A 23748-nucleotide genomic window follows, 5' to 3' on the forward strand; every position below is an offset into this window, starting at 1 on the left:
GGATCGGCCGGCGCCGTGCACCGCGCGGGCGAACGGGCCGTCGTCTGCCACTGCCTGCTCATCGAGACGGACTCGGACGGGCTGATCCTGGTCGAGACCGGCCTCGGCACCGCCGACGTGCAGCACCCCGACCGGTCACTGGGCGCGGAGTGGGTCGCCTACGCCCGGCCCGCGCTGGACCCCGAGGAGAGCGCCCTGCGCCAAGTCGTCCGCCTGGGATACGAACCCGAGGACGTACGGCACATCGTGCTCACCCACCTGCATGGCGACCACACGGGAGGGCTGCCGGACTTCCCCCACGCACGGGTGCATGTGCACCCCGACGAGTACCGAGCCGTCACCGACCCCACAGCGGCGCACCACCGGCACAGCCTGGACCACTTCATGCCGGCGCACCGAGCGCACACCCCGCTGCTCACACCCGCGCCTCTGGCGGAGCGCACGGAGTGGTTCGGCTTCCCCGGCGTGGCACGGCCGCAGGGGCTGGGATGCGAGCTGCTGCTGGTGCCGCTGCCCGGCCACTCGGCGGGACACTCGGGTGTCGCGGTGCGCGACGGCGACGGACGGTGGCTGCTGCACGCGGGCGACGCGTACATGTACCACGGCGAGCTCGACCACACGCCGCCCCTGTCCCACCCCGTCCTCGACCCGGTCCAGCAGGGAGCGCAGACCGACGTCGCAGCTCGCGAGGCGACCCGCGACCGACTGCGTTCCCTGCGACGCGACCACAGGGATGAGGTCACCGTCTTCAGCGCGCACGACCCGTGGGAGTTCGCCGCTCTCGCCGCCCTCGCGCCCCCGCCGCTCCGCACACCGTAGAGCTCGCTCGGCGCAGAGTGCGTACGCTCAGCGCAGAGTGCGTACGAAGACATCTCCGATCAGGTTGTTGTCGTCAGGGACCAGACCGGGGTGGTAGGAGAAGAAGACGGCCGTCGATTCGTCCGTGCTCAACTCCGCCCGGGCCACGGTGACGGGCTTGCCGTTCTGGCCGGGTGAGAGCAACTCCTCCCGGCCGGTGGGCAGATCGCGCAGGATCAGGCCCAGCGTCGTGCCGTTCACGTCGGCCGTGTTCAGGAGCAGTTTCGAACCGTCCGCCGACAGATCCGACACCTGGGTGCGATCGGTGGGGGAGTGGCCGTCGTACCGCTTGAGCGCACCGGTGCGCAGGTCGCGGACGAAGGCGTTGAAGGACGTGCTCGTGTCCCCGTTGGGGTCGGTGCCCGGGACCAGGTTCGTGGCCACCGAGTTGAAGCCGACCTTGGAGCCGTCGGCGCTCAGCACCGGGGCGATCGCCGACCGGTCGGCCGGTGCTCCGTTGTGGGTGACATCGGCCTGCACGGTCCGTCCGGTCACGCGGTCGTACACCAGAATGTCCGCCTGGTCGTCGTCGGACGGTCCCGGGTAGCCGACCCGGTAGGCCACCTTGCGGCCGTCGGCGCTCATGGTGATGTCCTGGCACTCGCGGCTCGTGGAGGGTCCGGCCCGCCACAGCCGATCGGTCCGGCGGTCCAGGAGCATGACCCGGCAACGGAACCTGCCGTTCTCGTCGGCGTCGGTCCGGGCCACGAAGGCCATGTACCGTCCGTCCGCACTGAGCGGGGCCATGCCGGCGTACGGGCGGTAGCCGCCGCCCAGCGCGGGCGCCACGGGTTCGATGCGCCCGGTGCTCAGGTCCATCACGTGGAGGGAGTACTTGTGGGTCGTGGTCGAGTACGAGGCGAACGACAGGTGGCGCCCCGAATCGGACAGCCGGGGCCGCATCGTCGACTCACCCGGCACCTCCACGCGCTGGAGGGGTGCGCCGGGAGCCGTCCGGTAGAAGACGTTGTTGGGCATGTCGGTGCCGGGCAGCAGGTTGTTCGCCGACGACATGAAGGCGACGACGCGTCCGTCCGCGCTGACGGTCGGATCCACCGAGTGCCAGTTGCCGCCGGTGCCGTCGGGCGCCACGCTGATGCGTTCGGTGCGCGGGGCCGGGTCGTCGATCGCCGCCCCCGCGGGCCGGCCGAGACAGGTGATGGCGGCCGCCAGGACCGCGGTCACGGAGATGCGTAAAGAAGGTCTCAGTCTCATACGGTGGTCCCCCTTCGGCCGAGGACGGCCAACGGGCCACCCCTCGTGCCTCTCCCGGTAACGCCCCGGCACGGTCTGTGCGGAGGCACACGCGATGAAAGCGTGGAGTGCGCCGCGGGTCAATGCATGCGAGGACGACTTTCGCCCCGCTGCATGGCGCGACCTTCCCTCCTGTGGCACTCAGTGCCATAGTGCGGAGATGAACTCTCCCATCACCTCCGGAACATCGCAGGCTTGGGCGGCACTGAGTGCCGATGCTTCGCTGGTCGGCCGGGTGTCCTACGGCGGTCCGTCCGGCGGGCTGCCGGCGCGACTGCCCGTCATGGAGCTGGCACGGGCCACCGTCGCGGTCTGCTCTCTCGCGGCTGCCGAGCTCACCTCCGTACGCGGGGGGCGCCCCGTGCCACGTGTCCGGGTCGACGACGAGGCGGTCGCCACGGCGTTCCTCAGCGACCGGCTGGTGCGCGTCGACGGGCAGGCGTGGTCGACCTTCTCACCGCTGTCCCGGTTCTGGCGGGCGACCGACGGATGGGTTCGTACGCACGCCAACTACCCGCACCACCAGGCCCGGCTGCTCGCCGCTCTCGGAGTGCGGGAGGGCACCGGGGACGAGGCGGCGGTGGAAGCGGTGGGCCGGACTATCGCGGGGCTTTCCGCGCTGGAGGTGGAGGAGGCCGTATACGCGGCGGGCGGTCTGGCCGTCGCCGCACGCAGCCCCGAGGAGTGGGCCAAGAGCGAGCAGGGAATCGCGGTCGCGGAGCAGCCGCTGCTGACGACGGCGCGCATCGGTGACGCCCCGGACCGGACGCTCGGTGGTGCCGCACTGCCGTGCGCCGGCCTGCGCGTCCTGGACCTGACGCGCGTGCTGGCCGGACCGATCGCCACCCGGACGCTGGCGCTGCTCGGCGCCGACGTGCTGCGGATCGACGCCCCACAGCTGCCGGAGAGCCAGGAAGCCCACAACGACACAGGGATGGGAAAACGCTCGACCACCCTGGACCTCGGCGAAACCACCGACCGCAGACGCTTCGAAGAACTGCTCGACGAGGCAGACGTCGTGGTGACCGGCTACCGGCCGGGCGCGCTGGACCGGTTCGGACTCACGCCCGAGGCGCTCGCCGAACGCCGTCCGGGCCTCGTGATCGCCCAGCTCTCCGCATGGGGCCGGTACGGTCCGTGGCACGAGCGGCGCGGCTTCGACAGCCTGGTCCAGGTAGCCACCGGGATCGCCGAGCTGGAGGGCTCGCCGGACTCGCCCGGCGTGCTCCCCGCCCAGGCGCTCGACCACGGCACCGGTTATCTCCTCGCGGCCGGAGTGCTGAGGGCGCTCACGGAGCAGCAGTGGACGGGGGGCACGCGGTTGGTCCGGGTGGCGCTGACACAGACGGCGCACTGGCTGGTGCATGGTCTGGCGCCTGCGGTGCCTGTGGCGTCCGCTCCGGGTGTGGGTGCGGAGGTGAGTGAGGGCTTCGACGTCGAGCACTGGCTGACCGAGACCGACAGCCCCATGGGCCGACTGCGACACGCGCTGCCGCCGCTGTGGTACGAGGGGGGCCCGGTGAACTGGGCACGCCCGTCGGGCCGGTGGGGGACGGACGCCCCGGTTTGGAGCGGAGCCTGACGGCAGTCACGCCGAGAGGTGCGCGGGCTCACGGCGGTGTGTACCGCGCGGCCACGGGGACTCAGGTCTCCACGGCCGGCCGCCGCTCCGTACCGCTGTCGCCGCGCAGCCGGCGGCGCAGCGCCGCGAGCCTCGGGTAGCGCTCGCTGTGCTCCGCCGAACGGCGGTCCAGCTCCTCCAGGAGGCGCTCGGTGCGCTTGTCGAGGTCCAGCTCGTCGAGGATCCGGTCGACCTCGGCGAGCAGCGCGCCGTGCAGCTGCCACTGCCTGGGGTGCTCCTGTACGTCTTCCAGCAGCATGTCGGCGACCCGGTCACGGGTGACTCGGCTCGTGGCCAGGGCGGCGGTCAGCCGCTCCTCGGCCTGCTCCGCGTTGGCGGCCACCTGGGTGGTGATCAGCCGCGCGAAGCTCTCGATGGCTTCGGCGAGCTGCTCGAACAACTCCTGGAGGCCGGCCGACACGTCCGGTGGGAACAGCGACTCCTCCGTACGGAACTTCGCCAGGTCGGTCAGGCTCCGGGTCAGCACCCTCAGTACCACCGCACAGATCTCCAGGGTGTCGAGCCCTGTCCGAAGCACCACCCGGGACAGGAGCCCTTCCCGTACGCGCGGGTTCATGCGCAGGCTCTCCTCCGCCTGCCGCAGCGAGGCGTCGACCTCCACGATGTCGTGGTCGAGACGCCGCGCCTCGTGCAGCCGGGCGGCCGCGTGCGGGAAGGGCAGGTGGCCCGCGGCGATCTCCGCGCCCATGGTGCGGAACATGTTGCCCATTCCGCGCGCCAGCCCGTCGATGGACGTCCCCGCCGACTGGGTCCAGACCGGGGGAGCGAACAGCAGGTTGAAGAGCAGGCCCACCCCGGCACCGATCAGGGTCTCCAGCACCCGGTGCCAGGCCGCCGACGTGGCCTGGGCGACCCCCAGGACCAGCATCGCGCTGATCGCCACCTCGGGCACGAACTCGTTCACGCGCACAAAACGGCCGATGATCAGCGAGGTGAAGATCGTCAGGCCCAGACTCCACCAGGTCAGCCCGACCAGGGTGGTGAAGCCGATGGCGATGAGGACGCCCACGACGACGGAGTTCACGCGCCGGATACCGGTGGTGAGGGTCGCGTACAGGGTGACCTGGACGACCAGGAGCGCGGTCAGTGGGGCTGTCAGGGGAGCGGGTTGTGCGGGCAGGACCAGCAGGGCGACGACGAAGGAGATGACGGCGGCGGCAGTGGAGCGCAGCGTCTGCACCGCGACGGGCTCGGTGGTCCGCCGCACCAGTTTGATCACGGGGGCTGATACGTCCGGCATCCCCTTCACGTGCCCGATCATGGGCCTCTCACCACACTCCAGCCCCAGGAACCCCTCGGACGCCGCTCGGACGAGTGCTGGTGAGCGGGCACATGCGTGTCAGGCGATGGTTGTGGTCACCCGGGCCATTCCGGCAACAATCATGATCTTCGAGCCAGGTGAGGTCCGACCCAACCGGTGGTGCCAACCACCTCCCGCGCGATGTCGACGACGAGCCGTCCATCCGTAGCCACTCGCACGGTCCCCGCAGGGGCACGCTGGTCCAGGAGCCGCGCTTTGCGGACACTGGCTTCCAGCTCCTGCTGCAACTCCGAACCGAGCTCCCGTCCCACCAGCCGCTGCCGGGCGGTGGCATCGGAGGCGGTGAGCAGAACGCGTACGATCCGCACTTCGGCCCCCATGGCACGCTCAAACATGCCCGCCGTCTCTGCCAGCACGCTCACGGTGTTCGTATAGATCAGGCGTCGGTAGCCGCGCCGGGCGAAGTTGGCCCAGACGGCGGTCAGGTTGCTCTCGGTGATCTCCGCACGGTGAGGGTCGCCCTCCGGAGCCGGATGGACCTGCCCCATGAAGTCCCCGTCGATGATGGCGTGAGCGACAGCCTCGGAGCGCAGGAGCGCCGAGACCTCCCACCCCACCGTCGTCTTCCCGACACCGGCTCGTCCTCCGATGAGCAGCACTTCCGCGTGATCCATGGAGGCAGCGTGCCAGTGGGCGACCACCTCACGCGATGCAATATCGATCCAGCCGCCTGCCCACCAGCATTCGACTCCCTCCACCAGCATTCGACTCCCTGCCACCGCCGTCAGGCCGTACGCGCGCGGAGTCGGCGCAGCATACGCGGGTCTTCGAAACCGACTGAGCGGGCGGCGGCATCGACCGTGGCGCCGTGGCTGATCAGATGCTGAGCGCGTTCGAGGCGGAGGGTCTGCTGGTAGCGCAGCGGGGTCAGCCCGGTGGCACGGCTGAAGAGGCGGGTGAGGGTGCGCTCACTGACGCCGACGGCCGACGCCAGGGTGGGAAGCGGGAGCGACTGGTCGAAGCGGGCGTCGATGAGGTCCTGGGCACGGTGCACGGTGTCGTCGAGGTGGGACCGGTGCCGGAGCATCGCGCTGGACTGCGGCTCGTGGCCGTTGCGGCGAGCGTAGACGACCATGTCACGGGCCACCTGCGCGGCGGCGGCCGGGCCGTGCCGGGTCGCGACCAGGTGCAGGGCCAGATCGATACCACTGGCGATACCCGCCGAGGTGATCACCCGGTCATCGGCGGTGAACAGGACGTCGCGGACGACCACAGCCCCGGGATGGCGCAGGGCCAGCTCGTCCTGCACGTCGTGGTGGGTGGTGCAGCGCCGGCCGTTGAGCAGGCCGGCCTGACCGAGAGCCTCGGCTCCACTACAGACGCTGGCCACGGTCCCGCCTTCGGCGTGGTGGTCCCGGATGACCTGGAGGGAGGCGGCGCCGATGGCCGGGGCATCGGCCAGGGCGGCTGCCCGCCAGCCGGGCACCACGATGAGATCCTCGGGCCCGAGCGCGGGCCAGTCGAGCCCGGCCACCAGCGGCACCCCTTGGGCTGTGGAGACCTGTGACCGCTCCGCGACGTACGAGAGCGTATAGGGATGCCCGAAGCCGGCGGCCGTGGAGAAGACCTGCGCGGGTCCGGCCAGATCCAGGAGATGCACCCCGGGCACCAGGAAGAAGACGACGTGGCTCACGATTCGGTCATCATGCCGGAAGCCCTGCCGCGGCCTCCAGTTGGTCGACGGTCGTGATGGTGGCGAAGCGTCCGGCGAGGGCGTACTCGGTCCGTCTGATGACCTCTTCGGCGGGCAGCGTGCGGGGGTCGGCCAGCAGCTCGGCGACGCTCTGGTCGGCGGGAGCATCGCGGTGCGGGATGGGATTGGTAGCGGTCGCGTCGATGGCGACGGTCACTCGGTAACCGAGGTCGCTGGCGACACGGGTGGTGGTCTCCACGCACTGCTCGGTGCGGATGCCGCACACGGTCAGGTCGCGGATACCGCGCCCGGTGAGGAGCTGTTGCAGGTTGGTGGTGGTGAAGGCGTTGTGCGAGGTCTTGTGGATCAGCGGCTCTCCCTCCTCTCTCTCCAACTCCTCCATCAGCCGTACGTGGCCGAGGGCCGGGTCGAAGACATCGCCGGTGCCTGGCTCGGAGTGCAGCACCCACACCACCAGGTCCCCGGCCCGGCGGGAGAGCCGGACCAGTCGGTTCACCTGATCGGTGATCTTCAGGTCGGAGGTGGTCGCCCAGAGCGGACGGGCGCGGAAGGACTCCTGGACGTCGATGACGATCAGTGCTCGGGTCATGTCCCTAAGCCTGAGCCGCCGGACGGGGCGGCAACAGGCCGCATCGGGTCCTGAAGCGGACCGATCTGGTCAGCGGTGGTCGGGCAGTTCAGCTGATCGCTGGTCCGGCGGCCGCCATGGTGCCGTGGCGGCCAGTGAGTTGCAGTCGCTGGCCGCGCTGAGCTCCATCGCGACATTGTTCAGGGGCATGTGAGGTCGACCCAGACCCACGGTTCGTGGTGCCAGGAGCGCAATTCACCGATGCTCAGATCGATGGTCGTTCCCACAGGTGGGAGGTCCTGTGCCAGTGCCTTCACACCTGGCTCGCTGCCTCGACGGATGACGTCCAGTGATGCGCCGACTGACTCATGGGCCACGAGATTCGCTGTGATGCCCCAAGGCTGATGGCTGGTGATGGTTGCCTGCACTGTCTGGCCCGGGTGGAGCTCGCTGAGGGGGAGTTTCGGCTTGTCTGACATGACGGAATCATCTCCCCTTTTCGCTGAAAGGAGCGGGGAGGAGCTGGAGGGGGTTGGCGTGCGGGGATGTGGTTCGCCTGCCTGCCTACCTGCCTGCCCTGACACGTGGCCGACTGAACGAGCCCATCACTGTCGCCCATCACGGGGGTGATCCGCTCCGGCGCGGGCACCGCCGGCTGGGCCGTCGTCTTCTGAGACGGGCCGGTCGGTCTCGGGGCCGCCATCGGCCGAAGACAACGGGCTCCGCACACGTCATGGCCGTGGACGTCGACTCCCAGGCCCGACCTCACCACGGAGGTCGACATCCGCCCGGCCATGGGGTGTGCTCAGCGACCCAGCCTGCGTCGAACGTAATCCGAGTGAGCCGTACCGACCTCAAAGTGGTTCTCGTCCAGGCCATTGACGATCCGCAGGCAGTCGTCGGCGAAGACGAACTCCACAGCCACTGTTCCAGCCGCCAGGTCACGTTCAGCCGGCCGCCACTCCAGAAGCATGACCTCTCGCAATTCCTGGCCGACGAACGGTTCGAGTCGTTCATCGCTGTGAGACCACCGCGGCGTGAGGTCCGAGGACTCCCACCCGGTGATGGTCGCTGCCGTGTCGATGGTGTCCCAGCTGATCGAGAGCTCGTCGAACTTCCAGTGGCAGACCTCCACCTGGATCCCGTCGAAGTCCAGCAGCACCGGACAGTCGGCAAACCAGTCCCCGTCTTCGGCGAACCGCACCAGCGCAAACCCCGCCAGCCGCCTACCGGCGAGCGCAGCGAGGCGCGAGCCGTGCACCTGGCGAATCGCGTCGACCCCAACCAGGAAGGACGGCTCGAAACCAGAGATTCCCATGTTCACGACACAGGAGTCTCCCTGCATACGACCCAGCGGGCCAGCGTAAGTTTCCTCGACGCGAGGAGTACGCGGCGCAGTGCCGCCACTGGGGCGACGCCGCCGGGGCGTTCCAGGCGGCCGTGACGGCGCATGCCAAGGTGACCGGGCAGGCGCGGCAGGGGGGCGAGCAGGCCGTGGAGAAGATCGTCCGGCACGCCGACGTGGACCCGGTTGCCCTCTGTTTGGGGGCCACGAAGCCGGAGGGACCCCAGGACGAGCCAGAGCCGGCCGCGTCATCGCCCTGGCCGACAGGGCACCGCTTCGCCGAACGCACCCGCGCCAAGCACGCCGCCATCCATGCGCTCCTCGCAGCCGGACACAGCAAGCGGTCCATCACCCGGCAACTCGGCATGACGCTCAACACGATCCTGCGCTTCTCCCGCGCCCCCACCCCGGAGTAGATGTTCACCGGACAGTGGCAAAACCGTCCGACCAGGCTCGACGCCTACAAGCCCTACCTCGGTCAACGCTGGCAAGAAGGATGCACCAACGCCTGGAAACCATGGGAGGAGATCAAGGAACAGGGCTATCCCCGCGGTTACGCAGGCGTCCGCACATACGTCAGCAGGAACCTCCGCGGTAAGCCCCGGCCGGTCGGCCCCCGCCCGCCATCGGCCCGCGCCGTCACCTGCTGGATCCTGACCCACCCCGACACCCTGGCTGAATGTGACCGGATTCAGCTCCAGGTGGTCTTGGCCAACCGCCCAGACCTGGCCGCGTTGGCCGAGCACGTGCGCTCCTTTGCCTGCATGGTCACCGAACTGCAAGGCGAGCGACCGCCGCAGTGGATCGAATCCGCCCGAGCCGCCGCCGATCGGCCCAGCCTCAGCTGATTCGCTCAGCACAGGCCACATCAACCGGATCAAGATGCTCAGACGGCAGATGTTCGGCCGCGCAGGATTCGAACTCCTCCGCAAGCGGGTCCTGCTCTACGAATAGAGGGCTCAGGGGTCTTCCTCAACCAGGCCGAACCCCTCAGGGAAGCCTTCCAAGAACTTGCGCGGCGAGGGCGGTGCCACGGATTCGGGCGTCGATCTTGGCGAAGGCGATGTCGCGTGAGGTGGAGGTGTCGTCGGCGAAGGGGGAGAAGCCGCAGTCGTCGCACGTGCCCAGCTGTGCGACCGGAATGCGTTGCGCCGCGAGCAGGATGCGGGCGCATACCTCTTCGGGGGTCTCGACGCGTGGATCGATGGGGTCGGTCACGCCGATGAACACCCGCAGGTCAGGCCGGAGGTGGGAGGCGACGACGTCGAGTACGCGCTCGGGGTCGGGCTCGCTGGCGAGCTGGAGGTAGAAGTTGCCGGCCCGGATTCGGAAGAGGTGGGGTAGCAGCGAGGTGTAGTCGACGTCGAGGCTGTGGGTGGAGTCGTGGTCTCCGCCGGGGCAGGTGTGGATGCCGATTCGGGCCCGTTCGGCGTCGGTGAAGCGGTCCAGGACCTGGTTGTTGAGGTCGACGAAACTGGTGAGGAGGCCACCGCTGGGATCCAGCTTCAGCGACAACCGGCCCTCGGTGAAGTCCAGTTGCACGACGTGCGCGCCCGCCTCGAGGCACCCTCGGATGTCGGCCTCGGCCTCGTTGACCAGGTCGGCCAGGAACGCCTCGCGCGAGTAGCCCGCAAGGGGCTCGGGCGGGTACAGCAGGCTGAGAGCGGAGGGTGCGATGACGGCCTGCTTGACGGGCTTGTCGGTGTGGCGTTGGGCCTCGCGCAGGTAAGTGTCGGCGCGACTCTGGTAGCGGAAGGGGCCGGCTGTCAGGCGGGGCAGTTGCCGGGTGTGCCCGTCGGCGAAGGGAATGACCGCGCCGTCGGGCGCGAGCGCGTCCAGGCCGCTGAGCGGGTAGGTGGCGAAGCTCGGCTTGGACTGCTCGCCGTCGACGAGGACAGGACAGCCGATGCGCTCGAGATGCGCCAACGTGTCAGCGGCGGCTTGTGCCTGGAGCTTCGCCAAGTCGGCGTCGGAGAGCTGGCCTTGGGCGTGTTGAGCGAGGGCGTCCAGCAGGGCGGGCGGTCGGGGGATGCTGCCGATGGGCTCTGTGGGGATGCTCATGAGGAGAACGTACGCCGCGGTGACTGCCGTGGGAAGGCGGGCGGTTGCTGTCCCCCCGGACGGGGGACTAAGGCCTGTTGCGAGAGTGATGCTCTTGAAGCTCTTCCCTGAAGGAGAGCTCCGACGGTTCCGTGCGGGTGCGGCGGCTCGTCAGCCGTTGCCGACGCAGTGGTTCACATAGTGATGGAATCCGGGCGTCGGGTGAGCGTCTGTTCGATCTTCTCGCCCAACGTCATCATGAGTCCTCCGGCAGCACCCGCGACAAGGCCCTGCTGTAGTGATCGTTTCATCATGCCGCGGTAACTCGGCACGACGCCTTCACCCCTCATTCGGTGCGGCCCGCAGCGCGCGTGCGTTGTGGTGTGAGCCGCGGAAGGCGGTGCGCCATGCGTAGCCGACGGCCCGGCCCCCGTCTTGAGGGTGCCGGGCCGCCATGGCGATGCGCTGTCAGCTGTCCTTGCCCATGGCCTTGCGGACGGCGTCCTTGGTGCGATCCATGAGGGCGGCCACCGGGCCGAGGGCCACGTTGGCCGCGCCGGACTCCACCCCCGGGTGCGGCCGGGTGGGCGCCATGGCCTCGGCGGCCTTCACGGCCTTGGCCATGGCCGCCAGGTTGGCGGAGTCGGTGCTGCGCCGGATGTGGGAGAACTCGTAGCGTTCCTCCGCGCGTGCGTGTTCCTGGACGTCCTTGCGCAACTTCAGGAGCTGCGGCATGAACTTCGGGTCGTCGGTGTCCAGGTCGTCCAGGGCGGCGAGTGTCTCCTTGGCCGCACGTTCCTCGGCCAGGCGGTCCTTGATCACCTGCTCGCCGCCGGGCAGCGCGCGCCGGGCGAAGGGGTGGACGACCTCCTCCTCCGCGGTCTCGTGTACGGCCAGCAGCCGCACCAAACGGCGGAAGGCGTCCCTTCGCTCCTCGGCCGTGGTCCGCTCAACCTCGTCGAAGAGGTTGCGGATGTCACCGTGCTGACGCATCAGCAGGGAAACCACATCCATGTCCTTGACCCCGTCGTCACCGGCCTGGGGGGTGTGGAGTGTGGACATATCCGCCTCACTTTTCACGTTGGGACGGGTCGGGGTGCTCGCCCTCGGTCTGTAGCCGGTACTCGCGGCCGAACATCTCGCCGTGTTCGACCATCACGCGGTCGCTCGGCGGGGCCTCGCCGCCATGGATGCGCTCCTGCATCGCCTCGAACCGCTCGTGCGCCTCACGGACGTATCCGGCACCGAGCGTGGTCAGGTCCATCTGGGTGTCGAGCAGCTCACGCAGGTAAGCCTTGTTCGGCTCGAAGGTGAGCACGTTCGGCAGCTCCGGCGCGAGCACTTCCTGAGGCTCACGGCCGTCGTGGCGGCGCATCAGGTCGCAGGCGATGTGCAGGTGCTCCAGCTCCATGTTCAGATGCAACTCCCAGATCGCCTTGACCCTGGGGTCGCTCTCCTGCTCCATGAACGAGTAGTACAGGTAGCACTCGTTGTACTCGTGGTTGACCAGCTGCTCCCACCACGTCTCCCCCGGGTCGACGAGCGACTCGTAGTGGGTGACGTGCTCCTCCTCGATGAGCCCGATCTCCTGGTACAGCTGCCGGGCGATCGGCTCCATGTAGGTGGGGCCGGTGTTCATGTAGAAGTTCATCGTCTGCTGCTCCGCCGACATGATCGTCAGGGCGTGCAGCTTGGACAGCGGGTTCGTGGCGGCCTTGTCGTAGGGGTCGCGGACGTTGTCGACCGGGTCGCGGTGGTGGAACCGGGTGGGCCGGCCCGGCATGACCTCGGTCAGGCCGTCGACGATCGACTCGGCCTTGCGGTGCTCGATCATCTCGTACAGGTTGGCGTACCGGTACAGATGGTCGAAGTCCTCCAGGACGCCGAACTGGTACGCCTGCTTCAGGTACGGGTCCGGCTCCATCCGCGCGACCCAGGCCGTCAGGTCCACCGCCACCTGCTCGTACGCGATGGTCGTCTCCAGCACCGAGGAGACACCCGGCAGCAGCCAGTTGACGACCTTCTGCTGCTGCGCCTCGATGTAGCGGGTGGTGGCGAGCTGCCGTTTGACGTCGGGGTCGACGGTGTTGCGGGCCAGCAGGTGGCTGAACATGATCGCCTCGACCTCGATGCCATTCATCGCGATGATGCGGCAGCGGGTGTACGGGTCGCAGTGATCCGGGTCGATGGGCGCCACGTTGAGCTCCCGCCAGCTGCGGAGCTGGCGGTCGAGGGGGATGCCTCGTTGTTCGAGCGGATTGAACGTCATGGAAATGCCTCCTGCAACAGGGCAGTGTGTAGGGCCCCAGGTACCCAGTCACCGGCGGTGAGCACAGGCCCGCTCACGAGTCTGTACGCAACCGAAGACTTTCGGCCACTGCTGACCGCCGACCGGGAAACGGACACGGCGCGCCGGGCGCTCATGGGCTCTCCCCCGGGCGGCCCCCTCCCGAAATGCGCGGAAGGTGCTTGGGCCGCACTATGGCTTCCACACCCTTCCCTCGGACCTACCCGTTTGGCCGCACCGATCCGGGACAGTCGGCGTTTCGACGTGCTTGGGCAGTCAGGCACATTCACGGGAGCGGCTTAGCGGGGTCACCCGCGGTGTGTTCCGTCGTGGTCCCGTGCTGCCGGACACCAGCAGTTCGAGGGGAGGCCCCATGCCGAGCAGGACAGCACACGTGCGCCGAGAGGCGGATACCCCTCACACAAGCGCCGCTTCCGAGCGCCTGGCTGCGATGTCGGTGGGTCCGGAGCGACAACGGCTGGTCGAGACTTGGTGGAAGCCTGGCTCCCGATGGCCCATCGGCTCGCGGGCAGGTTCCGGGACCGCGGTGAGCCGCTGGAGGATCTGGAGCAGGTGGCGCCCCTCGGCCCAGTCAAGGCCATCGACCGCTACGACCCGGCGCAGGGACCGTTTGTCTCGTACGCGATGCCCACGATCGTCGGAGAGGTCAAGCGGTACTTTCGCGATCACGCCTGGAGCGTCCACGTGCCCCGCCGGGTCCAGGAGTTGCCCACCCCCTCGCAAGCAGAAGGCGACGACGCGGAAGAGGAAGGCCAGACGGCTCACGGAGAAGACTGAGGAGGTGGTGGTCGGCATGTCCATGCATACGAATGCCGGTACGAGCATCAGCCATCACACCGTCGAGGAACTGGGTGGCGAAGCGAGCGTCCTGGCACGGCAACGCCGGGACCACGCCGAGATGGACCGGCTGATGGCACGGCATCGGTCACTGCCGGAGGGAACGCAACGTGAGTGCACGTTGAAGCAGCTCATCCAGCTCGTCTTCAGCCACGCGTTCGCAGAGGAAACCGTGTTGTGGCCTGCTGCGCGGCGCTGCGTCGACAGCGCGGAAGCGCTGACCGCCTTGGTCGAGGGCGAGCACCAGCAGATCAACGATCTCACCACCGACATCGAGCGACTCGGCCCCGGCGATCCCGAGCGGGAGGAGAAGATACGACGACTCTTCTCCCTGATACGGCAGGACATCCGGGACGAGGAAGACGAACTTCTGCCCCGGCTCCGGAGTTCCATGAACACCCGTCAGTTGCGCCGGCTCGGCGCCGCCTGGGAAGCCGTACGGCAGAGTGCTCCCACGCATCCGCACCCCGCCGTGCCTCGGCGGCCGCCCGGCAATGCGCTCCTCGGGGCGCCCCTGAGCTGCTATGACCGGCTTCGCGACGCACTCGGCCCGAGCACTTCCACGGCTGTGAGCAAGGCCAGGGTCCTCACAGCGACCGGTGTGCTCCTCTTCGGCGCCGCGACCGCTGCAATCGTGCGACGCAAACGGCGATGACGATCACGCGCCCGACCCGCTTGGGACAAGACCCGCTGGAGGGCCGAGCGGCGGGATGCAGGCGCCGAGGATCAGATAGTCCTCCATGTCGTGGCCGAGCTTGGCCTTGAGCGTGGCCTTGACGTCGATCTCGGTGAGGACGCCGAGCCCTGATCGGCCAGAGCCTCGCGTACGGCGGTGACGGCGGTGTCGAAGTCGGCGTCGAGGCGGACGGTGCGGTCGTAGGACACGGACAGTGCCGGATAGTGCGGAACGACTGGTCCCCCTCTACGCCACCGGGTACCTGCCGGGCGTCAGGCGAAGCCTTGAGGGCTGTTCCGGCCTCCGGAATACCCCCCCGGGTATTCCTGTTAGGCTGAGTGTCAGATACCCCCCGGGGTACATCGCCCGAAAGGAGTCATGAGCCGTGTTCTTCGTCGACACCCTTGAATTCGCCGGCCTGGGAAACCGCAGCTACCTGGCCGGCGGGCCCAGTGCGGCGGTGGTCATAGACCCGCCGCGGGACATCGACCAAGTCATTGCCGCAGCGGCCCGACGTGGGGTGCGTATCGCTCTCGTGGCCGAGACGCATGTGCACAACGACTACGTCAGCGGCGGTCTGGAGCTGGCGCGCATCACCGGCGCCCGGTACCTGGTGCCGGCCGGGGCGAACGTGTCGTACGACCGCACCCCGGTCGCCGACGGCGACACGGTGACGGTGGACGAGGGCCTGGTGCTGCGCGCCATCGCCACTCCCGGGCACACCCCGCACCACACCTCCTACGCCCTGACCGAGGGCGGGCGCGGTGTGGCGGCCTTCACCGGCGGATCCCTGCTCATCGGCACCGTGGGCCGCCCCGATCTGGTCGAGCCGCGGCTGACCGATCAGCTGGCCCGCGCCCAGCACGCCTCCGCCCACCGGCTGGCCGACGAGCTGGACGACGAGGTTCCGGTGCTGCCCACCCACGGGTTCGGCAGCTTCTGCTCCTCCTCCCAGGCCGAGGGGGACGCGACCACGATCGGCAAGGAGCGCGAGACCAATGAGGCGCTGACCCTGGACGTGGACACCTTCGTCGCCCGGATGCTCGCCGGGCTGGACGACGTGCCCGCCTACTACGCGCACATGGGCCCGGCCAACGCCGAGGGCCCCGCGCCGGTCGACCTCACCCCGCCGAGGCGGGCGGACGCCGAGGAGATCGTCTCCCGGCTGGCCGCGGGGGAGTGGGTGGTGGACCTGCGTAGCCGCGTGGCCTTCGCCGAGGGGCACGTGGCCGGGTCGTTCAACTTCGAAGGCGAGGGCAAGCTCGCCACCTACCTGGCCTGGCTGATCCCGTGGGGCAAGCCCGTCACCCTGCTCGCCGGGACTCCGGAGCAGATCGCCGCCGCACAGCGGGAGCTGGCGCGGGTGGGCATCGACCGCCCGGCCGCCGCCGCCACCGGCGACCCGGCCGGCTGGATCCGCGACGGCGAGCAGCTCGCGTCCTTCCCCCGCGCCCGCTTCGCCGACCTCGCCGATGTCCGTCGGCGCGGCGACGACGTCATCGTTCTGGACGTGCGCCGGGACTCGGAACGCGCGGGCGGCTGCATCGACGGGTCCGTCCACATCCCGGTCCACGAGCTGCACGGCCGCATCGGCGAGGTGCCGGACGGGGTGGTGTGGGTGCACTGCGCCGGCGGGATGCGCGCGGCGATCGCCGCCTCCCTGCTCGACGCCGCCGGCCGCGACGTGGTCGCCATCGACGACGGCTTCGACGCTGCCACCGAGGCAGGGCTGACCCTCACTCACCCCGACGGCACCGACTGACACGCCCTACCGCGCCACCCGTACGAAAGTGATCATCTGATGTTGTCGCTTGTCCGCCGCGGCCCCGGCCGCCTCACCCCCCGACGTGCCCACCAGCAGACCAGCGACGGCACCGCCGTCCTCCTGGACGTCCGCGAAACCCCGGAGTGGAACGCCGGACACGCGCCCGACGCCCTGCACCTGCCCCTCTCCCGGCTTGCGGCAGGGGCGCCGCTTCCGACGACCGCGCAGGGCGGGCCGGTAGTCACGATCTGCCGCTCCGGTCACCGCTCCCGACGGGCCGTCACATTGCCGGCCGGACCAGGCGTTCAGGCCACGGACGTCACCGGCGGCATGACCGCCTGGGCCCGTGCGGGGCTGCCGGTCATCGGCCCGAGCGGCGACGAGGGCGTCATAGCGTGAGTGCTCTGATCCTGGCCCTGATCGCGGGGGCGGTGGTCGGACTCGCGCTCGGCGCGCTCGGCGGGGGCGGCAGCGTCCTGGCCGTCCCGGCGCTGATCTACCTGCTCGGCTTCACCCCGGCCGCCGCGGCCACCGCCAGCCTGGTCATCGTCACGGCCACCTCGCTCACCGCCCTGTACTCCCACGCCCGCACCGGCAACGTCCGCTGGAAAGCCGGCGCCCTGTTCGCCGCGGCCGGACTCCTGCCCGCGGCCGCGGCAGGAGCCGCCGCGTCCCGCCTTCCTCAGCCGGTACTGAGCGCCGCGTTCGCGGCCATCGCCGCACTCGCCGCCGTCAGGATGCTGCACCCCGGCCGCACCTCCACCGGCCGGGCGACCGGCGGGGCGAGGCCCGCCAAGGCCGCCGGAACCGGCGCCGGGCTCGGCGCGCTGACCGGACTGCTCGGAGTCGGCGGTGGGTTCCTGGCCGTCCCGGCCCTGGTGACCGTGCTGGCTTTCGAGATGCAGGCCGCCGTCGGCACCAGCCTGCTGGTCATCTCGGCGAACTCGCTGGCGTCCCTGGCCACGCGCGGTGCCACCACCGTCGGCGTCAACTGGGCGGTCATCGGCCCCTTCACCGGGGCGGCGATCCTCGGCGCCTGGGACGGCAAACGCCTGGCTGCCAAGGTCACCGGCACCCTGCTGCAACGTACCTTCGCCGTCGTGCTGCTGGCCGTGGCCACCTTCATGCTCGTCGACGCGCTCACCTGAGGAGTCAGGCGGACGATCGCCCCCCGCGGCACCATGGCTCAGGCCAGAGACAGGAACAGCTTCTCCAGCCGGGTGCGCATCTGCTCCCGGTCGCCGGAGGCGGCCATGTCCGCATCGGTCAGACAGTGCTGCAAACCAGTGGCGATGATCGCGAAACCGGCCTTGTCCAGAGCCCGGGACGCCGCAGCGAGCTGGGTGACGACGTCCTCGCAGTCCCGCCCCTCCTCGATCATCTTGATCACACCGGCAATCTGACCCTGCGCCCGGCGCAGCCGGTTGACCACCGTCTTCAGTTCCTCAGCCGCCATCGCCAGTTCCACAACCCACACTCCTTCGAGATACCCCCTTGGGTATCCTACCGAAGGGGGAAACGCCAACCGAGCAAAGGAAAATCCCCGTGGCCCCCACCACCGCCCTCACCGCCGACCAGGCCAAGACCCGCCTGCACGAGCTGACCGTCATCGACGTGCGCACGCCCGGCGAATACGCCTCCGGCCACCTGCCCGGCGCCCACAACATCCCCCTCGACCACCTCGACGCCGCCCTGCCCGCCCTGAAGACCGCCGCGGACCGCGGCGACCTCCTCATCGTGTGCGCCTCCGGCGCCCGCTCCGCGGCCGCCTGTCGGCTCCTGGCCGACCAGGGCATCACCGCCGCAACCCTCACCGGCGGCACCACCGCCTGGACACAGCTCGGCCACGACACCCACCGCCCCGCCGGCACCCGCACCCCCTGGGCCATGGACCGCCAGGTCCGCCTCGCCGCCGGATCCCTGGTCCTGACCGGCCTGATCGCCGGACAGCGCTGGAGTGCGGCCCGCTGGCTCTCCGCCGGCGTCGCGGGCGGCCTCGTCTTCTCCGCCCTCACCAACACCTGCGGCATGGCCAAGATCCTGGCCAAGCTCCCCCACAACCAGCCCAAGGCCGCCGACCTGGACGACACGCTCGCGACCCTGACCGGCTGACCCCCTGGGCTCGGCGCGGCCTTCTTCGGTGTCGCGCCGGCGGAGGCGCTGTGGGCCGCGGTCCGCGGCACCCGCTCCTGTCAGCTCTCCGCTCCGTCCGAGTCCTCGTCGGCGCAGGCCGGGAGCGGCCGGGGCGCGCAGCTCAGCGCACATCGGGCCTGCCCAGCACGTTTACATGAGTCCCCTCCCATGCTTGATCCTTTCTGGGGACCCAGACATCAGTCGATGTCTCATGAGACTGCACGCGGAGGAGCCCGGCTCGGCGGCTCGGCGTGGTTCCGCGCGGCGAGCTGCTCGCCGCCATGGCGCGGTCCAGGACGAACTGTTCGGGCCGCGTCTTGAACCACCCCCCACTCACCGTTCTCTCACGCCTTTTGCCCCGCGGACTTGAACGGGCCGCTCTCGGGGGCCACGCATGCTTCGACGATTGTCTTCTTGGCGGCCGCGGTGCCCTCGACGCAGAGTCGTCCGCCCTTGTCGCGCAGGTCGAGGGCGAACCGCGTGGTCGCCCCGGTCCGCTTGAGACCGTGGATGCGCTCGTCGATATAGCCGAGATCGTTCAGGATCGTCCTGACCTTCGCGGGGGTGGGGTCGGCGAGATCCCACAGTGCCTGGGTGACGCGCTCCTCGTGGCGGGCGGCCGCGCACCAGTCGCGGGCGTTCAGCTCCACTTCCGGCCCCGACGTGGGGGTGACGGGTTCGACGGGACGGTCCGACGGTGTCTTCCCCGGGGCGGGCGACGCCGGCTTCACCGGTTCGGCGGGCGGCGCCTTGGGCGGTGCGCTCCGGGGGCACGACCGCGCGATCCTCTCCAGCATCGCCGGGAATGCCGCTTCGGACCGGCTCCCGGCCGTGTCCGTGCGCCCGGCCCGCTCTCCACCGTCGTGCTTCGTCGCAGTGTTCTCGGTGCCGCACGCGCCGAGTGCCAGCAGGGCGACGCCGGTCGCCGCGCAGGCGAGCCACGGGCGGCGTGAGCGGCGGGCGAACGCGTTGGCCGAGGAAAGGTGTCGTCTCATGGGAGCAGTTTCTGATCAACCGGCCGCCGACCGCGTGAGTACGCGTACTCACGCGGACAGCGGTACTCACTCAGAGCGGGGCTCGAACTACCCGGCTGGGAGCAGGCGTTGTGCGGGCGGGGTCAGCGGACTGGGGAGAGGTGGCGAGCAGCTTCGTGGCGCGCCTGCGCGTGGACGCCGACTTCCGCCGCTGGTGGGACCGTCAGGACGTACAGGGCGTGATCTCCGGGCGCAAGCGCCTCAAGCACCCGGTCGTCGGCGAACTCACCCTCGACTGGCAGGCCCTGCAAATCGCCTCGGCACCGGCGCAGACCCACCGTGGTCCACATGGCGCCCCGCGACTCCCACACCTGGCAGGGCTTCGCGGCTGGCCGGCCGCCAAGACACGCAGAGGTGAGCGTCACCGCTCAGGTGCCCGGGCAGGGCTTGCGGCCATGCGGACGCGGGGACGACGCGAGGCGCCTCCAGCCACACGTACGCGTCGGCGCGCTCCGCGTGCGCGGGCCGGGGGAGGGGGACTGGATCCGTCTGTTGCATCGACGGCGGTGGACCATCACGCCGTCCACCCTGAGGCCGCGCCGAAACGCATGACCGCGTGACTCCGCCGGCAGGGCGGTCATGCGCCGAGCCGGCGGAGGGCGGGTGGAGCGGCTGACGGTTCAGCGCACGTGGTATTGGCCGCGTGCGAGGACCGTCGTGGGGAACTTGCGGCCGACGATGAGCTGGACGTCCTTACCGCGATCCCGCCCCCGCGGTCGACGACCCCCGATGGGACCTCCAGAACACCACCCCCGCCCGGGGGGAGACGGCCGTCGCCAAGGCCGACGTCGACTGCAAACTGCGGACGAACGTTCTCGGCGTCAACTTCGCCGCCGAGTCGGAGCTACAGAACGCGGCCGTGGTCGAGCACGCGGACGAGCTGAACTCCCTGCGAGCGCAACGGGACGCGGAATCGCGGCGACTTCCCGGACTCCTGCGCCGGTACGTTCACCACCGCACCGGCTGACCTCTGCGGGCGGGCAGGCAGCACCTCTCAGAGGATTGGTTCGTCGGCCCTTGAGGCCGTCCCGCACTTGTTCTTCTCGTGCGACTTCCGCCTGGGGAATTACGCGATCGTCCACAGCCGAGGTTGTGGCGATGATCGAGGGGCTTTTTGCGTCACTGTACGGACGCCGAGATCGAGTCGAGCTACGTCGATACGCACGGCGCGCCCGTGGTCGGGTTCGCCTTCGCCGAGTTACTGAACTTCCGCCGGCTGTGGAGGCTATAGAACATTGAACATTGGCAGTATCCGCCTGTGCCGCCTGGACGACACCCTGCCCGGCCGGCTGGCGCTCGAAGGCTCGCTGACGAGCCGGGCCATCAAGTGGGACGCGAGCGCCCAGCAGTACGACCTGATAGCCGACCGGGCCCGGGACCCCGCAATTGCCGAGCCCCACAACGGCCGTAGGCTTCTGCCCGGAGCGCGGGCATGTGGACCCGTGCCCGGACTCGCCCACGTACGCCACCCCATTACGGCTGCTCACTGCTGCTCGGATTGTCGCCACGGTGAACGACGTGCTCGCCGCCGATGCGGTGCTCACCGTCGGCCACCGGTCCGGGCGACGATCTGGAGACAGCCGACGGCGCAGACACCCAGTTGGGCGGCGACATCGCGCCGGGCAAAGAGTTGACCGCTTTTGGGCGATCGCCTACACCTGCGAATCCTTGGCCAGCATCCCGCCGGCGAGTGGCTCTGTCTCGCATGACCGCTGTGCCGCGGAGCCGGCCGAGCGCTGTGAGCCAGTCATGGCCAACGCGCGCACCTCAGCCATGAAAGCGTCAACAAATGGGCGGGCAGAGGCGCTTTGCGCATGACCCACGGTGAGGCACAGGGAAAACTGCCTCCTGTACTGCACAAGCAGCACACTGATACCCATGCGCGCAGAGAGGTTGGTTACACCAAGGAGAGACTCGGCGCTGTGGCCATTGAACATCAATTCCTCGGTGCCGTTGCCGTACCGGGGAAAGCTACAGGAGAAGGTGGCCAGTGGGCGGCGCAACTTACGAGCCAGAGCCCGCGCCCCGACCCCGCCGAGGCCGGCTAGGTGATCCATGAACCGTGCCATGCCATGCGCTCCGCGCAGCCGCATGTTGTCAGCCATCTGGCGTTCCACCTCGCGCAGCCGCATCATCGGATCGATCGTCTCCAGCGGCAACCGCACCCGCACAGCTGACAAGAAATTGCCGAGTGCGTGACGATACTTCGGGCCGCGCAGATCCACCGGTTGCCCCGCATATACACGGTCCAGACGCGGTGCCCTTCCCAGGATGCCCGGGCAGGCTTGTACCGCCGAGGTAACGGCGGCAAGGAAGACGTTGTTGGGCGAAGTGCGTCCTTCCGGGAGCGCCTTCCTGGCCGCGTTCATGACGTCAGCAGGAATGGTGCTCCACACCACCGTGCGCCCTGAGACCGCCACCGGCTCGCTGCACTGGTACGCGCGATGCCTCAATCCTCGCAGTGCCTGTGCCATTTCTCGGACGCCGCCTGTGGCCGCCGGTTCAGCTTCGAGCTCTCGTGGTACGGGCGACACGGAGCCCGCTTTCTCGTCACCCAGCAGACGCATAATGGTGAAGATCGAGGAACCGTCCAGCAGAGCGTGATGCGTGCGGAGTACCAACGCGAAGTGCCCTGGTGTGGCGTCATGCACGACATGAAGATCCCACAAAGGCCCCCCGGCCACGCGCGGCATACTTTGGCCGATCAGATCGGCCGCCAAGTCCTCCAAGGACTGGTCACTTCGCAGGTGATCGTGCGTCACATGGCAGGCAAGGTCCAGCTCATCCGCAAGACGCCATACGTACGGTCGCCGCAGCCTCCCCCTGGCGTCGGTCTCCATCCGTAGGCGCAGTCGCGGAATCGGCCCGAGGCGCTGCTGCACTCGATCGTTCAACTGCTCAGGTGTCGGCGCAGAACCTGGAAAGACAGCCACCAACCCGATGGTGGATGGAACGCCAGAGTTCTCCTGCTGCAATGCCAAAGCCGCGTCCAGAATGTGCATTCGCATGACTTGCATCCTTGGAATAAAGACCACTCGGGTCGGATCGGGCACGAACGGGGTCGATCGAGGACGACCCGGACCCGAGGTTCAGGCCACGCTCTTGCCGCCAGGCCGATCTCGACGGCGAGACGGATGGCGGCCCCGGGGCCGACCGGCGGAGGCAGCAGATCGTCGGGACCTTCACCTCCACCGTCCTGGCGGCCAAGGAGTCGTGGTTCCAACTGCCTACACACAGCCGCGGGCACTGCCCACAGTCCATCTCCACCGCACAGTCGGCCTCAAAGCCGAAGCCCGGGCCGTACCCGATGACGACCCCACACGCGCCGAACGCCGGACACGGGGCGGTGACCACCACCGCTGTGCCGACCTCGTGCATCCAGGCCAGCGGGACAGTCCTCATGTCGGCCCAACGACCGCCAGCCAACGAGGTGACGGCCCATCGCCGACATTCGGGCCCCGGAACCTACCGGCGGGCTACATGCCCCTCGGCGTCCGGGCTGGGACTCCGGGGCCGAGATCCCCGTAGGTCCGGGGAAACTGAAAGTTGTTCAGCGTGAAGACACGGGTGCGCCAGTATGCGTCAGGCCGACCCACCTGCGGGTTCGGGTGGAACACGCCGGATGCCGAGCGATCCGACGGACTTCCGCGGTGACGTCGGACTGGACGTCCTCCATCAGGAGGGCCGCCCTCCGAACTGCCAGTTGTGCACCTCGATGTCGGCATACCCGTTTGGGGTGAGGACCGCCCGTGCCGTCTCCGGGTCCGGTGCCCGGAGCAACACCGCCGTACCCAGCCAGGTGGCGCCGTCGTCGGACAGCAGCGGACCGTAGGCGATCAGCTCGTCCCGGTCGGGCGGCACCGCGAGGTCGGCAGCCTGCCCCGTGCCGAGGCCGAGCACCAGATACCGGTTGCCGCCGGTCCGGCCGCCGGGGAAGTCCCACATGGTGCGCCCCAGCGCGTTGTGCCACCGTCGCAGCAGCACGTCCCGGTAGGCACCGGCCTGGTAGCTCGGCTCATCGAAGGCGAAAGCGCGGGCGGCGGCGGCATCGGGAAGATCGACGATGTGCACGCTTCCGGTGGGGGTGTCGCCGTCGTCGGCGAGGGTCGGGCCCCGGGCGATCATCTCCTTCGCGTACCGGTCCATGTAAGACCAATGATCTTCCAGCAGCTCGTCACGCAGCGGCAGGGAGCCGGGCCGGTCGCGGTGGTAGCAGAAGAACTCCATGCCCACAGGGTCGCACCCAGTTCCGGACGGTGCCGGCAAAATCCGCGTCCCGACAACCGGTTCGGGCCGGCCCCGCACGTAACCCG

At 69.5% G+C, this 23748-nt stretch carries 25 protein-coding genes and 1 pseudogene; 12 read left to right on the top strand and 14 right to left on the bottom strand.

Annotation, left to right across the window (positions count from 1 at the left end; genetic code table 11):
* The first annotated feature begins 15 nt into the window (after positions 1-15).
* Positions 16-819 (top strand): MBL fold metallo-hydrolase, encoded by an 804-nt coding sequence (locus ACZ4Z4_RS35630; RefSeq protein WP_468337041.1) that lies wholly within the window; start codon positions 16-18, stop codon positions 817-819.
* A 27-nt stretch (positions 820-846) separates the two neighbouring features.
* Here the strand turns inward: ACZ4Z4_RS35630 and ACZ4Z4_RS35635 are convergent, their stop codons facing one another.
* Positions 847-2073 (bottom strand): hypothetical protein, encoded by a 1227-nt coding sequence (locus ACZ4Z4_RS35635; RefSeq protein ID WP_468337044.1) that lies wholly within the window; start codon positions 2071-2073, stop codon positions 847-849.
* A 199-nt stretch (positions 2074-2272) separates the two neighbouring features.
* Between ACZ4Z4_RS35635 and ACZ4Z4_RS35640 the strand changes: the two genes are divergently transcribed.
* On the top strand, positions 2273-3694 hold the full coding sequence (locus tag ACZ4Z4_RS35640) for a CoA transferase (RefSeq protein ID WP_468337047.1): 1422 nt from the start codon (positions 2273-2275) through the stop codon (positions 3692-3694).
* Between the two features lie 61 nt (positions 3695-3755).
* Here ACZ4Z4_RS35640 and ACZ4Z4_RS35645 read toward each other — a convergent pair whose 3' ends face one another.
* The 5 genes from ACZ4Z4_RS35645 to ACZ4Z4_RS35665 all read right to left on the bottom strand — a co-directional run bounded on the left by ACZ4Z4_RS35645 (position 3756) and on the right by ACZ4Z4_RS35665 (position 8615).
* On the bottom strand, positions 3756-4994 hold the full coding sequence (locus tag ACZ4Z4_RS35645) for an FUSC family protein (RefSeq protein ID WP_468337205.1): 1239 nt from the start codon (positions 4992-4994) through the stop codon (positions 3756-3758).
* 140 nt (positions 4995-5134) lie between these two features.
* Entirely contained in the window at positions 5135-5689 is a 555-nt protein-coding gene (locus ACZ4Z4_RS35650) for an AAA family ATPase (protein ID WP_468337050.1), read from the bottom strand.
* A gap of 110 nt (positions 5690-5799) precedes the next feature.
* A complete protein-coding gene (locus ACZ4Z4_RS35655; protein WP_468337053.1) occupies positions 5800-6708 on the bottom strand; it encodes a GlxA family transcriptional regulator in 909 nt (302 codons plus the stop codon).
* Positions 6709-6718: 10 nt separating this feature from the next.
* Positions 6719-7318 (bottom strand): isochorismatase family protein, encoded by a 600-nt coding sequence (locus ACZ4Z4_RS35660; RefSeq protein ID WP_468337055.1) that lies wholly within the window; start codon positions 7316-7318, stop codon positions 6719-6721.
* Between the two features lie 784 nt (positions 7319-8102).
* Positions 8103-8615 (bottom strand): hypothetical protein, encoded by a 513-nt coding sequence (locus ACZ4Z4_RS35665; RefSeq protein ID WP_468337208.1) that lies wholly within the window; start codon positions 8613-8615, stop codon positions 8103-8105.
* A 122-nt stretch (positions 8616-8737) separates the two neighbouring features.
* Between ACZ4Z4_RS35665 and ACZ4Z4_RS35670 the strand changes: the two genes are divergently transcribed.
* Both ACZ4Z4_RS35670 and ACZ4Z4_RS35675 read left to right on the top strand, forming a co-directional pair.
* Positions 8738-9058, top strand: coding sequence for a hypothetical protein (locus ACZ4Z4_RS35670; RefSeq protein ID WP_468337057.1), 321 nt, complete (start codon positions 8738-8740; stop codon positions 9056-9058).
* Positions 9059-9490 carry a hypothetical protein gene (locus ACZ4Z4_RS35675; protein WP_468337217.1) on the top strand — a complete coding sequence of 144 codons (432 nt, stop codon included), beginning with the start codon at positions 9059-9061 and terminating at the stop codon, positions 9488-9490.
* Between the two features lie 142 nt (positions 9491-9632).
* On the opposite strand, the gene ACZ4Z4_RS35680 is transcribed toward ACZ4Z4_RS35675, so the two are convergent.
* The 3 genes from ACZ4Z4_RS35680 to ACZ4Z4_RS35690 all read right to left on the bottom strand — a co-directional run bounded on the left by ACZ4Z4_RS35680 (position 9633) and on the right by ACZ4Z4_RS35690 (position 12951).
* Positions 9633-10703, bottom strand: a complete 1071-nt coding sequence (locus tag ACZ4Z4_RS35680; protein WP_468337059.1) for a cobalamin-independent methionine synthase II family protein — start codon at positions 10701-10703, stop codon at positions 9633-9635.
* A gap of 447 nt (positions 10704-11150) precedes the next feature.
* Entirely contained in the window at positions 11151-11744 is a 594-nt protein-coding gene (locus ACZ4Z4_RS35685; protein ID WP_468337061.1) for a hemerythrin domain-containing protein, read from the bottom strand.
* Positions 11745-11751: 7 nt separating this feature from the next.
* A complete protein-coding gene (locus ACZ4Z4_RS35690; protein ID WP_468337063.1) occupies positions 11752-12951 on the bottom strand; it encodes a hypothetical protein in 1200 nt (399 codons plus the stop codon).
* Between the two features lie 528 nt (positions 12952-13479).
* On the opposite strand from ACZ4Z4_RS35690, the gene ACZ4Z4_RS35695 reads away from it, so the two are divergent.
* Positions 13480-13767, top strand: a complete 288-nt coding sequence (locus ACZ4Z4_RS35695; protein WP_468337066.1) for a sigma factor — start codon at positions 13480-13482, stop codon at positions 13765-13767.
* Positions 13768-13783: 16 nt separating this feature from the next.
* The gene (locus ACZ4Z4_RS35700; RefSeq protein WP_468337069.1) at positions 13784-14482 is read left to right on the top strand and encodes a hemerythrin domain-containing protein; all 699 of its coding nucleotides are present in this window, start codon (positions 13784-13786) and stop codon (positions 14480-14482) included.
* A 45-nt stretch (positions 14483-14527) separates the two neighbouring features.
* On the opposite strand, the pseudogene ACZ4Z4_RS35705 reads toward ACZ4Z4_RS35700, so the two are convergent.
* A pseudogene (locus ACZ4Z4_RS35705) lies at positions 14528-14712 on the bottom strand (DUF302 domain-containing protein); the annotation flags it as partial.
* A gap of 176 nt (positions 14713-14888) precedes the next feature.
* Between ACZ4Z4_RS35705 and ACZ4Z4_RS35710 the strand changes: the two are divergent.
* Genes ACZ4Z4_RS35710 through ACZ4Z4_RS35720 form a run of 3 tightly spaced genes read left to right on the top strand, consistent with a single transcriptional unit; the run spans position 14889 to position 17416 of the window.
* Positions 14889-16265: an MBL fold metallo-hydrolase gene (locus tag ACZ4Z4_RS35710; protein WP_468337072.1), complete on the top strand. Its 1377-nt coding sequence runs from the start codon at positions 14889-14891 to the stop codon at positions 16263-16265.
* A 39-nt stretch (positions 16266-16304) separates the two neighbouring features.
* The gene (locus tag ACZ4Z4_RS35715) at positions 16305-16667 is read left to right on the top strand and encodes a rhodanese-like domain-containing protein (RefSeq protein ID WP_468337075.1); all 363 of its coding nucleotides are present in this window, start codon (positions 16305-16307) and stop codon (positions 16665-16667) included.
* Positions 16664-17416 carry a sulfite exporter TauE/SafE family protein gene (locus ACZ4Z4_RS35720; protein ID WP_468337078.1) on the top strand — a complete coding sequence of 251 codons (753 nt, stop codon included), beginning with the start codon at positions 16664-16666 and terminating at the stop codon, positions 17414-17416. Before ACZ4Z4_RS35715 ends, ACZ4Z4_RS35720 begins: the two co-directional genes overlap by 4 nt.
* A gap of 38 nt (positions 17417-17454) precedes the next feature.
* Here the strand turns inward: ACZ4Z4_RS35720 and ACZ4Z4_RS35725 are convergent, their stop codons facing one another.
* Positions 17455-17736, bottom strand: a complete 282-nt coding sequence (locus ACZ4Z4_RS35725) for a metal-sensitive transcriptional regulator (protein ID WP_010358257.1) — start codon at positions 17734-17736, stop codon at positions 17455-17457.
* A gap of 77 nt (positions 17737-17813) precedes the next feature.
* Here ACZ4Z4_RS35725 and ACZ4Z4_RS35730 point away from each other — a divergent pair, with 77 nt between their 5' ends.
* A complete protein-coding gene (locus tag ACZ4Z4_RS35730) occupies positions 17814-18380 on the top strand; it encodes a rhodanese-like domain-containing protein (protein WP_468337081.1) in 567 nt (188 codons plus the stop codon).
* A gap of 365 nt (positions 18381-18745) precedes the next feature.
* Here the strand turns inward: ACZ4Z4_RS35730 and ACZ4Z4_RS35735 are convergent, their stop codons facing one another.
* Positions 18746-19396, bottom strand: coding sequence for a hypothetical protein (locus tag ACZ4Z4_RS35735; protein ID WP_468337084.1), 651 nt, complete (start codon positions 19394-19396; stop codon positions 18746-18748).
* A gap of 110 nt (positions 19397-19506) precedes the next feature.
* On the opposite strand from ACZ4Z4_RS35735, the gene ACZ4Z4_RS35740 reads away from it, so the two are divergent.
* Complete coding sequence (locus tag ACZ4Z4_RS35740) at positions 19507-19995, top strand: MmyB family transcriptional regulator (RefSeq protein WP_468337087.1); 489 nt, start codon at positions 19507-19509, stop codon at positions 19993-19995.
* A 554-nt stretch (positions 19996-20549) separates the two neighbouring features.
* The gene (locus tag ACZ4Z4_RS35745; RefSeq protein ID WP_468337090.1) at positions 20550-20666 is read left to right on the top strand and encodes a Tn3 family transposase; all 117 of its coding nucleotides are present in this window, start codon (positions 20550-20552) and stop codon (positions 20664-20666) included.
* A gap of 421 nt (positions 20667-21087) precedes the next feature.
* On the opposite strand, the gene ACZ4Z4_RS35750 is transcribed toward ACZ4Z4_RS35745, so the two are convergent.
* Together ACZ4Z4_RS35750 and ACZ4Z4_RS35755 are read right to left on the bottom strand one after the other, a co-directional pair.
* Positions 21088-22443, bottom strand: a complete 1356-nt coding sequence (locus ACZ4Z4_RS35750) for a wax ester/triacylglycerol synthase domain-containing protein (protein WP_468337093.1) — start codon at positions 22441-22443, stop codon at positions 21088-21090.
* 667 nt (positions 22444-23110) lie between these two features.
* On the bottom strand, positions 23111-23662 hold the full coding sequence (locus tag ACZ4Z4_RS35755; RefSeq protein ID WP_468337096.1) for a YciI family protein: 552 nt from the start codon (positions 23660-23662) through the stop codon (positions 23111-23113).
* Positions 23663-23748: the final 86 nt, after the last annotated feature.

This window comes from Streptomyces sp. NPDC030245 (genome assembly GCF_055572995.1).

Excerpts from the sequence above, each read along its gene's own strand:
- ACZ4Z4_RS35635 (WP_468337044.1), bottom strand. The coding sequence starts at position 2,073 with ATGAGACTGAGACCTTCTTTACGCATCTCCGTGACCGCGGTCCTGGCG.
- ACZ4Z4_RS35640 (WP_468337047.1), top strand. The coding sequence starts at position 2,273 with ATGAACTCTCCCATCACCTCCGGAACATCGCAGGCTTGGGCGGCACTG.
- ACZ4Z4_RS35645 (WP_468337205.1), bottom strand. The coding sequence starts at position 4,994 with ATGCCGGACGTATCAGCCCCCGTGATCAAACTGGTGCGGCGGACCACC.
- ACZ4Z4_RS35650 (WP_468337050.1), bottom strand. The coding sequence starts at position 5,689 with ATGGATCACGCGGAAGTGCTGCTCATCGGAGGACGAGCCGGTGTCGGG.
- ACZ4Z4_RS35660 (WP_468337055.1), bottom strand. The coding sequence starts at position 7,318 with ATGACCCGAGCACTGATCGTCATCGACGTCCAGGAGTCCTTCCGCGCC.
- ACZ4Z4_RS35665 (WP_468337208.1), bottom strand. The coding sequence starts at position 8,615 with ATGGGAATCTCTGGTTTCGAGCCGTCCTTCCTGGTTGGGGTCGACGCG.
- ACZ4Z4_RS35675 (WP_468337217.1), top strand. The coding sequence starts at position 9,059 with ATGTTCACCGGACAGTGGCAAAACCGTCCGACCAGGCTCGACGCCTAC.
- ACZ4Z4_RS35680 (WP_468337059.1), bottom strand. The coding sequence starts at position 10,703 with ATGAGCATCCCCACAGAGCCCATCGGCAGCATCCCCCGACCGCCCGCC.
- ACZ4Z4_RS35685 (WP_468337061.1), bottom strand. The coding sequence starts at position 11,744 with ATGTCCACACTCCACACCCCCCAGGCCGGTGACGACGGGGTCAAGGAC.
- ACZ4Z4_RS35690 (WP_468337063.1), bottom strand. The coding sequence starts at position 12,951 with ATGACGTTCAATCCGCTCGAACAACGAGGCATCCCCCTCGACCGCCAG.
- ACZ4Z4_RS35695 (WP_468337066.1), top strand. The coding sequence starts at position 13,480 with ATGGCCCATCGGCTCGCGGGCAGGTTCCGGGACCGCGGTGAGCCGCTG.
- ACZ4Z4_RS35700 (WP_468337069.1), top strand. The coding sequence starts at position 13,784 with ATGTCCATGCATACGAATGCCGGTACGAGCATCAGCCATCACACCGTC.
- ACZ4Z4_RS35715 (WP_468337075.1), top strand. The coding sequence starts at position 16,305 with ATGTTGTCGCTTGTCCGCCGCGGCCCCGGCCGCCTCACCCCCCGACGT.
- ACZ4Z4_RS35735 (WP_468337084.1), bottom strand. The coding sequence starts at position 19,396 with ATGAGACGACACCTTTCCTCGGCCAACGCGTTCGCCCGCCGCTCACGC.
- ACZ4Z4_RS35750 (WP_468337093.1), bottom strand. The coding sequence starts at position 22,443 with ATGCGAATGCACATTCTGGACGCGGCTTTGGCATTGCAGCAGGAGAAC.
- ACZ4Z4_RS35755 (WP_468337096.1), bottom strand. The coding sequence starts at position 23,662 with ATGGAGTTCTTCTGCTACCACCGCGACCGGCCCGGCTCCCTGCCGCTG.